This is a genomic window from Streptomyces sp. JNUCC 63, from assembly GCF_054366325.1.
Genome location: NZ_CM135963.1, coordinates 477050 through 490660 on the forward strand (window position 1 = coordinate 477050; position 13611 = coordinate 490660).

Annotated in this window: 12 protein-coding genes and 1 pseudogene; 7 read left to right on the plus strand and 6 right to left on the minus strand. The window is 66.9% G+C overall.

Translation table 11 applies throughout. The features are described from left to right. The first annotated feature begins 1358 nt into the window (after positions 1-1358). From cysD to ACX25U_RS02275, 6 genes are all read left to right on the plus strand, one after another. Complete coding sequence (gene cysD / locus ACX25U_RS02250; protein WP_454394776.1) at positions 1359-2309, plus strand: sulfate adenylyltransferase subunit CysD; 951 nt, start codon at positions 1359-1361, stop codon at positions 2307-2309. Next, positions 2309-4162 carry an adenylyl-sulfate kinase gene (gene cysC, locus ACX25U_RS02255; protein WP_454388551.1) on the plus strand — a complete coding sequence of 618 codons (1854 nt, stop codon included), beginning with the start codon at positions 2309-2311 and terminating at the stop codon, positions 4160-4162. The genes cysD and cysC overlap by 1 nt, the downstream gene beginning before the upstream one ends. Next, positions 4159-4890: a 3'(2'),5'-bisphosphate nucleotidase CysQ gene (locus ACX25U_RS02260; protein ID WP_454388553.1), complete on the plus strand. Its 732-nt coding sequence runs from the start codon at positions 4159-4161 to the stop codon at positions 4888-4890. The genes cysC and ACX25U_RS02260 overlap by 4 nt, the downstream gene beginning before the upstream one ends. 526 nt (positions 4891-5416) lie before the next feature. Continuing rightward, positions 5417-5611 (plus strand): hypothetical protein, encoded by a 195-nt coding sequence (locus ACX25U_RS02265; protein ID WP_458633800.1) that lies wholly within the window; start codon positions 5417-5419, stop codon positions 5609-5611. A 43-nt stretch (positions 5612-5654) separates the two neighbouring features. Further along, positions 5655-6962 carry an MFS transporter gene (locus ACX25U_RS02270; protein ID WP_454388557.1) on the plus strand — a complete coding sequence of 436 codons (1308 nt, stop codon included), beginning with the start codon at positions 5655-5657 and terminating at the stop codon, positions 6960-6962. 55 nt (positions 6963-7017) lie between these two features. Then, complete coding sequence (locus ACX25U_RS02275) at positions 7018-8229, plus strand: DUF1214 domain-containing protein (protein ID WP_454388559.1); 1212 nt, start codon at positions 7018-7020, stop codon at positions 8227-8229. Between the two features lie 795 nt (positions 8230-9024). Here ACX25U_RS02275 and ACX25U_RS02280 read toward each other — a convergent pair. Further along, a complete protein-coding gene (locus tag ACX25U_RS02280) occupies positions 9025-9783 on the minus strand; it encodes an enoyl-CoA hydratase/isomerase family protein (RefSeq protein WP_454388560.1) in 759 nt (252 codons plus the stop codon). A gap of 1 nt (position 9784) precedes the next feature. Beyond that, positions 9785-9958, minus strand: coding sequence for a hypothetical protein (locus tag ACX25U_RS02285; RefSeq protein WP_454394778.1), 174 nt, complete (start codon positions 9956-9958; stop codon positions 9785-9787). 81 nt (positions 9959-10039) lie between these two features. On the opposite strand from ACX25U_RS02285, the pseudogene ACX25U_RS02290 reads away from it, so the two are divergent. Further along, positions 10040-10290 (plus strand): annotated as a pseudogene (locus ACX25U_RS02290) (2-oxoacid:acceptor oxidoreductase subunit alpha); the annotation flags it as partial. Positions 10291-10525: 235 nt separating this feature from the next. Here the strand turns inward: ACX25U_RS02290 and ACX25U_RS02295 are convergent. The 4 genes from ACX25U_RS02295 to ACX25U_RS02310 form a co-directional block, all read right to left on the minus strand. Beyond that, entirely contained in the window at positions 10526-11302 is a 777-nt protein-coding gene (locus ACX25U_RS02295) for an SDR family NAD(P)-dependent oxidoreductase (RefSeq protein ID WP_454388562.1), read from the minus strand. A 508-nt stretch (positions 11303-11810) separates the two neighbouring features. After that, the gene (locus tag ACX25U_RS02300; protein ID WP_458633801.1) at positions 11811-12698 is read right to left on the minus strand and encodes an enoyl-CoA hydratase-related protein; all 888 of its coding nucleotides are present in this window, start codon (positions 12696-12698) and stop codon (positions 11811-11813) included. Continuing rightward, complete coding sequence (locus tag ACX25U_RS02305; RefSeq protein WP_454388566.1) at positions 12695-13450, minus strand: tyrosine-protein phosphatase; 756 nt, start codon at positions 13448-13450, stop codon at positions 12695-12697. Before ACX25U_RS02305 ends, ACX25U_RS02300 begins: the two co-directional genes overlap by 4 nt. Next, complete coding sequence (locus tag ACX25U_RS02310) at positions 13447-13599, minus strand: hypothetical protein (RefSeq protein ID WP_454388568.1); 153 nt, start codon at positions 13597-13599, stop codon at positions 13447-13449. The genes ACX25U_RS02305 and ACX25U_RS02310 overlap by 4 nt, the downstream gene beginning before the upstream one ends. Between the last annotated feature and the right edge of the window lie 12 nt (positions 13600-13611).

Consider the following 13611-nt stretch of genomic DNA (forward strand, 5'->3'; position numbering starts at 1 on the left):
TCCGTCTGCGTCGCCGACGCATCGCCTGGCAGCTCCGTCAGAAACCAGACACGGAACGCCGCCAACCGAATTCTCGGTCGACGCGCCAGGGCGACGCAGACGAAGCTCGCCACGGGAAGAGTTACGGAAAAACCCGGGGACCGGTCGCCACTCCGGGTTTTCGTCCTGCGAGGTGCCGGCGAACCCGCCTTTCCGCTCCGTCCAACGCCATGATCCACCTATCTCTGTCTCCGATGACGGACTGGCGAACCGATGCCCTGACGGGGGCAAGGTGGGCTTACCTTAGCCATAGACAATATAGAGAGCAATAGCCTTGGCGACGATCTCTCAGGGCGGCGCCGGCCGGGGACTCAGGCAGCACCAGGCTTCCACTCGACCCGACCGCCACCCCCGGTCGGGAGCCGCCCGAGGACACCCCCCTCACAGCTCGATAATTGCAAACATGCAGGTAAACTCGATGATGATCTTCTGGAAGAGGCTCAAGCGGCGCACAGGCGAGGTGCTGCAACACCCGCATCGGCACCCAGCACAGAACACCTCTTGTCCGAGGTCTTGCTCTTACTGCTCTAGCTCTCTACAGTCTACCGCCAGATAAATGATCTCTCGATGACCTGGCGATCCGGGCACCCGCATCGCCGCCGGCCGAGGAGGTTATCCGCATGCTGCGACTCCGGGACTGTCACGACATCGTTCACTCGACACCCACCGGTTCACATCCCCATGAGACACCGCCACCCTCGTGGCATCCCCTCAGGACTTGAGACAAGCACCCCACCTCGAAACCTTGACAAGGGGTTGCCTCGACGGCTCGTGCCACCTACATGACCATGTCCCGCCGAGTGGTGCGAGGGATCAACGAGGAAAGGACCAGGCCGGACACTCGATTCGCCGATCGACGGCCTGAAATAACCGACTGTCAGCTCTGACATGTTGTGGATGGTCGCCGCAACAGCCCTTTCCCCTCTGCCTCGGGCGCAGGAGAGCCCGCGAGTGACCGCGTCGGATCACGATCAACTCTCACTGACACACCATCACTCGATCTCGCACCCCGAAATCCTGATCTCGGCAGTGGCCCGCGGCTTCGATTCTTGATCCCCTGCGCCACTCGACAGGACGCCATCACTTGCATCGTGCACCAGCCGAGCGATCGTCCTCGAGCATGGGCCGGGTTGCCATGTTGCGCCGGGAGCGGTGCAACCAACAGGTGATTTTTCGGTTCGATCCAATCACCAGAAACACGTTTCGACCATTCAGTCACACCCTCGATCTTCTGCGCGATTTTTGCAGGAATTCTCACCCTTTGGGAGCCTTATGAACATCGCATGGAAACTCTGCCTGTTGGCATCAGGAGGCGGGCAATGACATCAACTGGCGCACTCACCGGGATCGGACGCTCCGGCGAAGGGTCTGCCGCTCGCTACGAACTCAGTCACCTACGGGTCCTCGAGGCCGAGGCGATCCACATCATCCGCGAGGTCGCGGCCGAATTCGAACGCCCGGTGCTGCTGTTTTCCGGCGGCAAGGACTCCATCGTCATGCTTCATCTGGCGATCAAGGCGTTCCGGCCCGGCCGGCTGCCCTTCCCCGTGATGCATGTGGATACCGGGCACAACTTCGACGAGGTCATCGAGTTCCGCGACCGCCTGGTTGCCCAGGTCGGGGTCCGTCTGGTGGTCGCCTCGGTACAGGACGACATCGACGCCGGCCGCGTAGTGGAGACCGGGCCCTCGCGCAATCCCCTGCAGACGGTGACCCTGCTGCGCGGCATCCGGGAGAACCGGTTCGACGCGGCCTTCGGCGGCGGACGGCGCGACGAAGAAAAGGCCCGGGCCAAGGAGCGTGTGTTCAGCTTCCGCGACGAGTTCGGCCAGTGGGACCCCAAGAACCAGCGCCCAGAGTTGTGGGCGCTGTACAACGGGCGGCACCGCAAGGGTGAGCACATTCGGGTGTTCCCACTGTCGAACTGGACCGAGCTCGACATCTGGTCCTACATCGCGGATGAGGGAATCGAGCTGCCCTCGCTTTACTACGCGCACACGCGGCCGGTGTTCCGCCGCGACGGGATGTTGCTGGCGGTGCACCAGCATATGCAGCCAACCCCTGATGAGGAGGTCTTCGAGGCTACGGTCCGCTTCCGCACCATCGGTGATGTCACGTGCACCGGGTGTGTGGAGTCCACCGCCGGCTCCGTCGATGAGGTGATCAGGGAGACCGCGGTGACCCGGCTGACTGAACGGGGCGCCACCCGCGCGGACGATCGCATCTCCGAGGCCGGCATGGAAGACCGCAAGCGGGAGGGCTACTTCTGATGGCAACGTTTTTGCGCCTGGCGACCGCCGGCTCAGTGGACGACGGCAAGTCGACCCTGATCGGCCGGCTGCTGTATGACTCCAAGGGCGTGTTGGAAGATCAGTGGGCCTCGGTGGAGCGTACCTCCGCCGAACGCGGTCACGACTACGTCGATCTCGCCCTGCTCACCGACGGGCTGCGCGCCGAGCGAGAACAGGGCATAACAATCGATGTGGCCTACCGCTACTTCGCCACCTCCAAGCGCAAGTTCATCATCGCCGACACCCCGGGACACGCCGAGTACACCCGCAACATGGTGACCGGCGCCTCTACTGCCCACCTGGCCGTCGTGCTGGTCGACGCCCGCAACGGGCTGCTGGAGCAGTCCCGTCGGCACGCCTTCCTGTCGTCACTGCTGGGCATCCGCCACGTCGTGCTCGCCATCAACAAGATGGACCTGATCGGCTGGGATCAGCAGCGATTCGAACAGATCCGCGCCGAGTTCCACGCCTTCGCCACCCGGCTGAACGTTCCCGACGTGGTCACGATCCCGGTCTCGGCGCTGCACGGCGACAACGTCGTCACGCGCTCCGACAATATGCCCTGGTATGGCGGGCCCACGCTGCTGTCGCATCTGGAGGAGGTGTACGTCGACAGCGATCGCAATCTGATCGACGTCCGCTTCCCGGTGCAGTACGTGATCCGGCCGCACACCGCCGAGCACCACGACCATCGCAGTTATGTCGGCAGCGTGGCCAGCGGCATCTTGCGTCCGGGCGATGAGATCGTGGCCCTGCCGTCGGGGAAGCCCACCTGTATCACCGCCATTCATGGCCCCTCGGGGCCGGTGGAGGAGGCCTTTCCCCCGATGTCCGTGTCGATCAGCCTCGCTGACGACATCGACCTGTCCCGCGGCGACATGCTGGCCCGCCCAGGCAACAAGCCGCGCCTCACGCAGGACGTTGAAGCCATGGTCTGCTGGATGGCCGACGCCGCCGCCCTGCGCGAGGGCGAGCAGTACCTGATCAAACACACCACGCGTACCACCCGCGCGCACGTCGGCACGCTGGAGTATCGGCTCGACATCAACACCCTCCACCGCGATCCCGGCGTGACCGCGCTGGAACTCAACGAGATCGGCCGCATCCGGTTGCGCACCCAGGCACCGCTGCTGGTCGACGAATACCACCGCAACCCCACCACCGGCTCGTTCATCCTGATCGACCCGGTCACCAACAACACGGTCGCCGCCGGGATGGTGTTGCCGGAAACACCCGACCACGATCCTGCGGCCAGGACGGCCAGCCGCAACACTGTCCGCCACCCCTCCCTGGTCAGTGCCCGGGACCGCCTCACCCGTGGGGCGACCGTCTGGCTCACCGGCCTGTCCGGCTCGGGCAAGTCCACCGTCTCGGTGCACGCCGAGCGCAAGCTGCTGGCCGGCGGCCGGCCCGCCTACGTACTCGACGGTGACAACCTGCGCCACGGCCTGAACGCCGACCTGGGGTTTGATATGGCCGACCGGATGGAGAACATCCGCCGCCTCGCGCACGTCTCGGCGCTACTGGCGGACGCCGGAATCGTCGTGCTGGTTCCGGCGATCAGCCCGTTGCGGGAGCACCGCGAGCTGGCGCGGCGGGTGCACGCCGAGGCTGGGCTGGAGTTCCACGAGGTCTTCGTCGACACCCCACTGACCACCTGCGAGGAACGCGACCCCAAGGGCCTGTACGCAAGAGCGCGGGCCGGTGAGATCGCCGGCTTCACCGGCGTCGACAGTCCTTACGAGGCGCCACAGGATCCCGAACTGCGCCTGGTGCCCGGCCCCGGGCCCGAAGCCATGGCCGACCAGGTGATCGGACTGGTGAGCCGATGACGAACGATCAGCATCTGGCCGCGGACCTCGCCACCCAGGCCGGGCAACTGCTGCTTGAGATCCGCCGCGAGCTGGCCGAGGCCACGGCGGACGAGCGGCGTGCCGCCGGCGACAAGCGCTCTCATGAGTTCCTCTTGTCGGCTCTGACGACGCATCGGCCTGGCGATGCGGTGCTGTCGGAGGAGGGCGTGGACGATCCGGCGCGGCTGTCGGCCGAGCGGGTGTGGATCATCGATCCGCTCGACGGCACACGGGAGTTCGCCGAGCCCGACCGCACCGACTGGGCGGTGCACGTGGCGCTGTGGCAGGCCGGCGAGCTCGTCGCCGGCGCGGTGGCGCTGCCCGCCCAAGGCCTCACGCCGGCCACCCCGTCGGTGTCCGCGCCGCCCCCCGCACCGCGTGCGCCCAGGGTGGTCGTGTCCCGCACGCGGCCACCCGCGATTGCCGTGAACGTCTGTGACCACCTCGGCGGCACCCTCATGGGGATGGGTTCAGCAGGCGCCAAAGCGATGGCGGTGGTGCAAGGACTTGCGGACGTGTACGTGCACGCGGGCGGACAGTACGAGTGGGATTCCGCCGCCCCTGTAGCGGTGGCGCGCGCCGCCGGCCTGCACACATCACGCATCGACGGTTCACCGCTGAACTACAACCGGCCCGATCCGCTCCTGCCCGACCTGCTCATCTGCCGCCCCGAACACGCCGACGCGGTCCTTGCCCTCACCCGCTGAGACATCGCCCGGCATCTGCGGACAGCAAGCTGTTCGCAGATGCCGCCGTAGCCCACTGTCCATGGCTTCTCCATCATTGCGAACACAGAGCCCGGATAGGCCATGAACAGGTCATACGCAACCGGTTCCAGCACCCACGCATCTGTCATGGCCGCACAAGAACAAACAGACAGATGATCCAAAAATTAATTATCCATACCTGGCCTTTCCGCCGGTACTCCACAAGCACCGTTCAGGTAACACCGAGCAACAGTCCTCATAGGCGGCACATCCACCAAAGAAAGCATAAGCACTATTGACAAATAATATAGGGAAAGAGTAATTTGCCTGTATCTGCAGGGCCGGACCGTCGGCACTTGGGAAGACCCGACCAACAGTTCCCCACCAGCCGCGTAGTGAAGGTCGACGATCCGCGGAGTGCGTCGGGTGATCCGATGCAGCCGGTGCGACGGGGTTTCAGCCTCGCTCGACCGCACTTCGTCGGCGTTCTCAGGAAAGCATCAACGACCTCAAGGCCGACCCGAACATGTGGGTGATCACACCGGAGGAGTGCCTCAGGCGCTGCCGGGACCTGGATCCGGACTACGAGCTGCGGCTCCACCCACTGCTGGGCGGGCTGCCGCCGGAGCTTTCCTGGCAGAGCCTCGAACTCCTCACCGCCCGCGTCCTGCCGCAGTTGGAGGCGGAAAGCCTGCGCAGACGGTTGGCCGTGACCGCGTGAGGTCGGTCGGCAAAACCGCCGCCCCATCGAAGGGATATGTGCAATGTCCGTGAGCGATACGACGATCCCCGGAACCCGGCAAGCGAAGGAATCGCGTGCCACGGCCTGGGGCTTCACGGGACTGCTGGTGCTGCTGACGATCGTCAACTGGGCGGACAAAGCCATCCTCGGCATCGTCGCCCAGCCCTTGTCCGAGGAATTCGGTCTGTCGGCGTCCCAGGTCGGCATGGCCGGCAGCCTGTTCTTCCTGGCCTTCGCCATCGCCAGTTGGTTCTCCGGTTTTCTGAAGAAGTGGCTGTCCCTGAAGTGGGGACTCGGGCTGCTGGCCCTGTGCTGGGCCGTGTCCATGGTGCCCATGCTGGTCGTGCCCGCGTTCGGCGTGCTGCTGGTGAGCCGTGTCCTGCTCGGACTCTCCGAAGGGCCGACGGGTGCGCTGGTCTTCAGCGCCCTCTACTCCTGGCACCCGCCCGAAAAGCGCGGGCTTCCGAGCGCCTCGCTCAACGTCGGCACTACGGTGGCCCAGGTCTCGGTGGCGCCCGTGATGGCGCTCATGGTGGCAGCCTGGGGATGGCGCGCCGCGTTCCTCCTCCTGGCCGTCGTCGGCCTGGCATGGAGCATCCTGTGGCTGCTGGTGTGGCGCGGCGGGCCGTACTACAGGGAGACCCGGCCGGAGGCGGCCTTGGACCAGGCTGCGGACGCCGCCCCCACCGACAAGGCGACCTGGATCAAGATCTTCACCTCACACACGTTCCTGGGCGCCACGGCGGCCGTCATCGCGATGTATGTCCTGCTGTCTGTCATCGTCACCTGGCTGCCGTCGTACTTCGAGGTCGGGCTGGGCTACACGCGTAAGCAGGCCGGCTTGATGATCGGCCTGCCGAGCCTGGCCAGCCTCATCTTCGCGCTCCTTTCGACGTTCGCAGGCGACCGCATGCTCGGTCGCGGCACCTCTTCACGTATGGCCCGTGGCGTGATGCCCGGTGCGGGCCTGCTCGTAGCCGGGCTCGCCTTTGCCGTGCTCCCCTATGCCGGCGCGCCCGCGCTCGCGGTGGCCGTCGTCTCCGTGGGGTACGGCCTGGCATCGATCGTGCTGCCGAACTACCTGGCGGCAATGTCCCAGCTGTGTCCCCCGCAGTACCTGGCGGGTGCCCTGGGGTGCTTCATGGGGGCCATGTACTTGGGCGGCCTCGTCGGGCCGCTCCTGACCGGGGCCATCGTCGACGGATTCGGCGATCCCGCGGCCGGATACGCCTTCGCCTTCCAGATCTTCGGGGTGGTGGCGCTGGTCGCGAGCATCGCCGCGCTGCTCATGGTGAACCCGGAACGGGACGTGGAGCGCGTCACAGGCTGAGAGAGACCCGACAGTCACTTCATCGTTCAACGATTCGAGATCCGAGGAGTCTGAGATGGGCACTGTTTCGCTGGCCGCCGCATGGGGGAAATGGCACGCCACGGCCGAGGAGATGAGAAAGGCGATAGAGGTCACCGAACGTTTCCGGTCTTGCCCCGAGTACCGGCCCGGCGCCTACACGAGCCTGCTCGAGGCCCAGGCGATGGCCTACAACTTCGCGGTCGCGCCGAGGCACCACATCGGGCGCCCGAGGTTCTTCTCTCACACCACGTGGCACGACCACGTCTTCGCCCTGGGCCAGCCGATCCAGGACTTCAAGTACGGCGGCTTCTGCCTGGACGGCCGGCAGACCTACCGTCTGCGGGGCAACGTCGGCCAGACCAAGCTGTTCCTGCTGCAGGTCCACAATCGGCTGCTGGGGACCCCGAACTCGGAGGAAATAGGCAACTACGACTTCCAGCAGCAGTTCGAGCTCGGCGCCGACGGGTCGTTCGAGGTGATGATCAGCGCGCAGGAGCACCCGGGCAACTGGATCAGGCTGGACGGGGATTCGCCGGCCAACTTCCTGCTGGTGCGCCGGATCATGGGCGACTGGAACGACGACCTGGGCGACTTGTCGATCGAGGCGGTGGGCCCGCACATCGAAGACGATGACCCCGAGCAACGGGCCGCCGAGTCCATCGTGGACGCCGCGAGCTATCTGAAATACCTGGTGCAGGTCTTCACCATCGGCCTGTACGACCTCTACATCCAGCGCGCGGACGGCAAGAAGAACGCTGCGGCCTCCATGCCGGGGGCCGACGTGGCCACCTCACTGATCGGCAGCCGCTCGACGACCTATGTGCCCGGGGTCTACGAGATCGCCCCCGATGAGGCGCTGATCGTGGAGTGGGAGGTCCCGGACTCCTCCTACTGGTCGTTCCAGCTGGGCGACGTGTGGTCCCGCCCCCTGGACTACATCAACCGGCAGGTCGACCTCAACATGACCCGGGCGGCTCTCGACTCCGACGGCAAGGTCCGGGCGGTGATCGCGCTGGAGGACCCCGGCCTGGCCAACTGGCTGGACCCTCAGGGCAACACCGAGGGAACCATCGTGACCCGCAACTACCGCAGCAAGCACGCCACCAAGCCGCCGGTGATGAAGCGGGTGAAGGTGGCCGAGCTCATGGACCACCTGCCCAAGGACACCATGGTGGTCACCCCGGAGGATCGCCGCAAGGCGCTGGAGTACCGCCGCGCCGCCACGAACTCGATCATCCTGCGCTGACATGACGGCCGCAGGCCGGCCGCTGAAAGCCTGAACGCCGCCCCAGTTGTGCCTCATTGGGGCGGCGTTCACGTGTTGGACGGATTGTGGAAGGAAAACCGGCCGCGAACCAACGTCATGACCTCAAACAACCGGAAGGCCGCACAACCGGCCCGTCCGCACTTCGGTGAGACCGCGGCCGTCGTGGAGGATCAGCCAGGACGGCACTGAAGTCCCTGGTCGCCGTCCTCATCCTGGTCAATCGCCGCTGCGAGCCCCACGCCGGCCTGCGCGTCACCGACGTCTGTGCTCCGCGCGGGCACATGACCATGACCGCGCGGGGCGCGGCCACGGCGTGCGGCCTCGTTTCCGCAAACGACCCAGGCGACGGGGCCCGCACAGAACCCGGTCCTGCCTGCGCGACTGCCGCCGCTCGACGATCGGTCCGCTCCTCCGTACGTACCGCCTACGCCCGGCCGCCAGGCACTCCCCACCCATGCCTGGGAACTGGGACCAGCCCGCGTCGTGGATGCTCCTGGCCAGCCGGGTGCGCGCCAGGCCTTTGGCCGCCAGGTCCGGGTCTGTACGGTCAACGGTGGATCTTCGAACAGGAAGTGACACCTGATGACAGACATGACTGTGTCGGCTGAGGCCGTGGAGGCCACTGCCTCTGTATCGGTCCTGGGTGGGACATGAAGTCGGTGGGAGATCCGTCGGCGCAGTTCGGGGACCTGACTGATCAGTCCGACCGTGCGGTCGTGGGCACGTCCGCGTGTACGTCGACGGTCGGCGCCGCGTAGCGGTCGGGCTACGTGGCTACCGGTCGAGAAACCGCGCGATCGCGCCCTGTGCTTCGGGCGTGGTGACGGCCGCGGCGATGGTGCGCGCCTCGTCGGCACCCGTCTCCGGCCGGGGGCCGGCCCAGGACTCGCGCAGCAGCCGCCGGGCCTGGCCAAGCGCGTGGGCCGGGCCCGCGGCCAGCCGCTCGGCGAGTGCCAGTGCTTCGGTGCCCACGGCCTCGTCGTCAACCGTTCTCATGACGAGGCCCCATTCGACGGCCTCCGGCGCTGTGAGCGCCCGGCCGGCGAGCAGCATCTCGGCAGCCCGCTGCTGGCCGACCGCCCGGGGCAGCAGCCAGGACAGGCCGGCGTCGGGGGTGAGCCCGATGCCGGCGTAGGCCGTCACAAACTTCGTGGACGACCCAGCTACCACCAGGTCGCCAGAGAGCATCACGGCGAGCCCGGCACCCGCGACGGCTCCCTGCACGCCCACCACGACCGGCTTGGGTATCGCGGTGAGCCGCTGCAGCACCTCGTCGAGGACGCCGGCGAGCTCGAGCAGGTAGGCCGCCTGGTCATCGGCCGCGACGAAGGAGGCCACGTCACCGCCTGCGCAGAACCGCTTACCGGCGCCGGTGAGCAATACCGCGCGCACCGCGTCGTCCGCGGCTGCGGTGTCCACGGCCACCCCGAGGGCGGTCGCGGTGTCGAGGTCGATCGCGTTGGACACCTGCGGCCGGTTGAACACGATCCGTGCCACGCCGTCCACGACGCCGTACTTCACCAGGTCGGACATGTCAGATCCTCCGGAAGAGGGCGGCGAGCGCCTGGCCGCCACCGATGCACATGGTCACGATGCCGAGCTCGAGGTCGCGTCGGGCCATGCCCTTGGCGACGCGCACGGTCGGGATCGCCCCGGGGGCGCCGACCGGGTGGCCGAGGGCGATCGCACCGCCGTAGATGTTTCGCAGGGCATTTACTCGCCCACTATATAATTTACTTCGCTACCATTCTAGGTCCAAACGCGATCGCGCCGCATCCGAGTCGTCTCCATGGCGTCGACGCCCAAGCAGGTCAAGCAGCTCGGCCGGGTAATCATCCGGTTCGCAGGCAACTCGGGTGACGGCATGCGGCTGACGGGTGACCGGTTCACCCGGGGTCCGCGGTCTTCGGTAACGACCTGGTGACCCTGCCGAACTTCCCGGCCGAGATCCGTGCGCCGCAAGGCACGCTGCCGGGTGTGTCGTCGTTCCAAGTGCACTTCGCCGACCACGACATCCTCACCGCGGACGACGCGCCTGACGGTCACCGACCGGCATCTTCCGCCAGGTCGAGTGGCCGACGTACGACGATCACCCGCGAGCAGGTCACCACCGTCCGCAGCGGCGAGACACTCGACCGCGGCACCCAGGCCCAGTGCCTCACCGCCCTCCTCGGCGTCGGCGGCACCTGGACCGTCGCCTGACGAAAGCCTCGCCGGGAGTGACGTGGTGCCGAGGTGATGACGAGGAGCTCGGCCCATGGATCGGCGCACGCCATCAACGGGGCAGCTGAACAGTGCCGCCCGCCAGCTCGACACAAGACGCGTTGATGTAGTCGTTGCGCAGCAACTCCACAGCCAGCGAGGCGAACTCGTCGGGCACTCCCATCCGTTTCGGAAAGATCGCTGAATCAGCGATCCGCTCCCGCAGGTCGTCATCGACGCCGTCCTCCCCGTAGATCGGCGTGTCGATGCCACCGGGAGCGATGGCATTGACCCGGATACCGAAGGTGGCCAGGTCCCGTGCCAACGGCCGCAGCATGCCCAGCTGGCCGGCTTTGGACGCAGCGTACGCGACCTGGCCCGTCTGGCCCACGGTTGCTGCGAGGGAGGAGGCGATGACGACCGCGCCCCGCTGCCCGGATCCGTCGGGTTCCGTCCTGCCCATCGCTGAAGCCGCCAGCCGGACGACGTTGAAGGTCCCGACAAGGTTGGTGTCGACAACGCCGCGGAAATCCTCAAGAGGGTGCGCCGATTCGTAGGAACCGTCACGTCCGGTAGTCCGATCCGCATGACCGACACCGGCACAGTGGACCAGCGCCCTCAGCGGCGCAAGCTCGGCTGCGAAGCCGATCGCAGCCAGCAGGGACTCGGTGTCCAGGACCTCTGCGCGGCAGAAGACGGCGCCGATCTCGCGAGCGGCTCGGCTCCCCTTCTCCCGGTCCCGGCCGGTGACCACGACCTGACAGCCTTGGGACAGCAGCCTGCGCGCCGTGGCCTTTCCGATGCCCGATGTCCCGCCGACAACGAGCGCCGCCTGTTCATGCAGGTCCATCAGTCCACCCCAACCACTACTCGGCCTCGCCGGGCAACGGCGGCCACGTTGCCAGGGCCGGGACTTGGATCGATCTGGCCCAAAGCCCCCGCCGTGGCGACAGACGCGGTGGCCGGGTGGGCTCGCCGCCGGCGCGCATCATCTCCGGGAGGGCGACGCGTCCCAGGGCACCTGCCGCCGAGTGCCACAACCATGGGCACGACCATCGACGCCGTCGAGCTCTGGGACCAGGGCGAGGTTAAGGCCGTCGTCTCCAGCGCGGCCGTCACGGGCCGACCATCTGCGAAACACCACGGCCACAACAGTGATGAGCCCGGCAGTGCGATGCTGATCGGCACTCGCAGTAGCATGAGTCTGCGTGCTCCCTCCGCTCGGGCGTCACGCCCGACGCCCCACTCCGGCCGGTATTTTCCAACCACTCCGCGATGTGGTCGAGACAGGAGTCCCAGACGACCTCGCGAGCGCTCCGGTACACCTCGTTCTCGAGGGTGGTGATGCACGATGGAGATCAGAAGTCCGGCCGCGTCCACCACCGCCGGAAGGGGCGTAGTCCCTCGGCGACGGGTGTCGGAAAGCGTGGTGCCCGCTTCTCGATGAACGCACTGATGCCCTCGATCGCATCTGGACCCGCCCCAAGGCTGCGAACGAGGTCGGACTCGACCCTGTGCGCCTCCATCGGGTGGGACTGGGTGAGCCCGTGCCACATCATCTGGCGCGTGGCCGCGACCGAGACCGGCGCACTGTCCTCGACCAGCGAACGGGCGTGCTCCAGTGCCGTGGATACAACATCGTCCGGGGGCACCACCTCACGGAGCAGGCCGGCCGCCAGTGCTTCCTCGGCCGGCACCAACCGACCACTCATCGTCCACTCGAGCGCCCGGTTGACCCCGACCACACGTGGCAGGAACCAACTCGAGCACGCCTCGGGCACGATGCCGCGGCGGGCGAAGACAAAGCCGAAGCGTGCGGTGTCCGCAGCGATCCGGACATCCATCGGAAGAGTCATGGTCACGCCGAGGCCGACCGCGTCTCCGTTGACGGCAGCGACCAGTGGCAGCGTTGAGGCAAAGAGGCGCAGGGCCAGGATCCCTCCGAAGTCACGGCTGTCCACGGCTTTGGCGCCGGGGGCGGCGTCGCGTCGGTCACGGAAGGTGTCCACTCCCCCCGAGAGGTCGGCCCCGGCGGAGAAGGCCCGGCCGGTCCCGGTGAACACGACAGCCTGTGCCTGGCCACTGGCCTCGATGCTGTCGAGGGCCGCGCAGAGGTCGAGAACCGTCTGCCGGCTGAGACTGTTGAGCTTCTCGGGGCGGTTGAAGGTGATCACGGCGATGCCGGCTTCCAGGGCGAGGCTGAAGCCGTCGTGCTCCCAGGCTGATTCAGCGGGCATGGCGGTCATCCGAGGAGGTGGTCGCGGAGGCGATCGAGCTGGTCGTCGTCGAGCCGGAGGCCGATGCGGAGGTAGGTCTCCACATCTCCGTAGTCGGCCTCGAGTTGTTCGAGGCCGGCCTCGAGGTACTCCACGTCCGCGACCATGGCCGGCAGAAAGAACTCGTCGGGCTTGTCGCCGAAGAACTTTCGAACCACCTCGAGCGTGGGGCCCGTGCGCTGCATCAGCTCGTTGGTGAGCACAAAGTCGGCGACGACTTCGTGCTGCGAGACTCCGGCAAAGGTTTGCAGCAGCATCGCAGCCCACCCGGTGCGGTCCTTGCCTTCCGCGCAGTGGAAGACCTGGGGTCCCTCCACTTCGGCGATTCCGGCGAACAGGGAGGCGAATCCCGCCCGTTTGTCGGCGTTGTTCACGAACCCGCGGTAGTGGTTGATCATCGCCTCCCTGAGATCCGCCGGGGACTCCAGGGATCGCATGGTGTCGCTGCTCAGACCAGGCACCCAGGTGTGTCGCCAGGCCGCGCCCTCGGGCACCGTGTCCGGACGGAGGTCCACCTCACCCTTGCCGCGGAGGTCATGGATGGCCTGGATGCCGAGCGGGGCAATCCGCTCGAGGTCCTCGGGCGTCGCCAGGAAGGCGTTGGCACGAAACAGACGCCCCCTGCGCATGGCCCCCCTGGGAGTGAGGTACCCGGGGCCGGCAATGTCCCGGAAGTTCGGAACGGAGGCGAGCTTCAGCGCCTCACCATCGTGCATGCTCATGCGGGGGTGGTCTCCCTCTTGATCCGGGTGAGTTCGAGACGGCTGATCCGCCATTGGCCGCCCTCGAGGCGGTATTCCTCGTGATAGTGGCCGAAGCCGGTGAGCACCGGGTATTCGCTGCCTGTCGGCGGAGTCGCGGAGGCGAACACCGCTCAGACCGC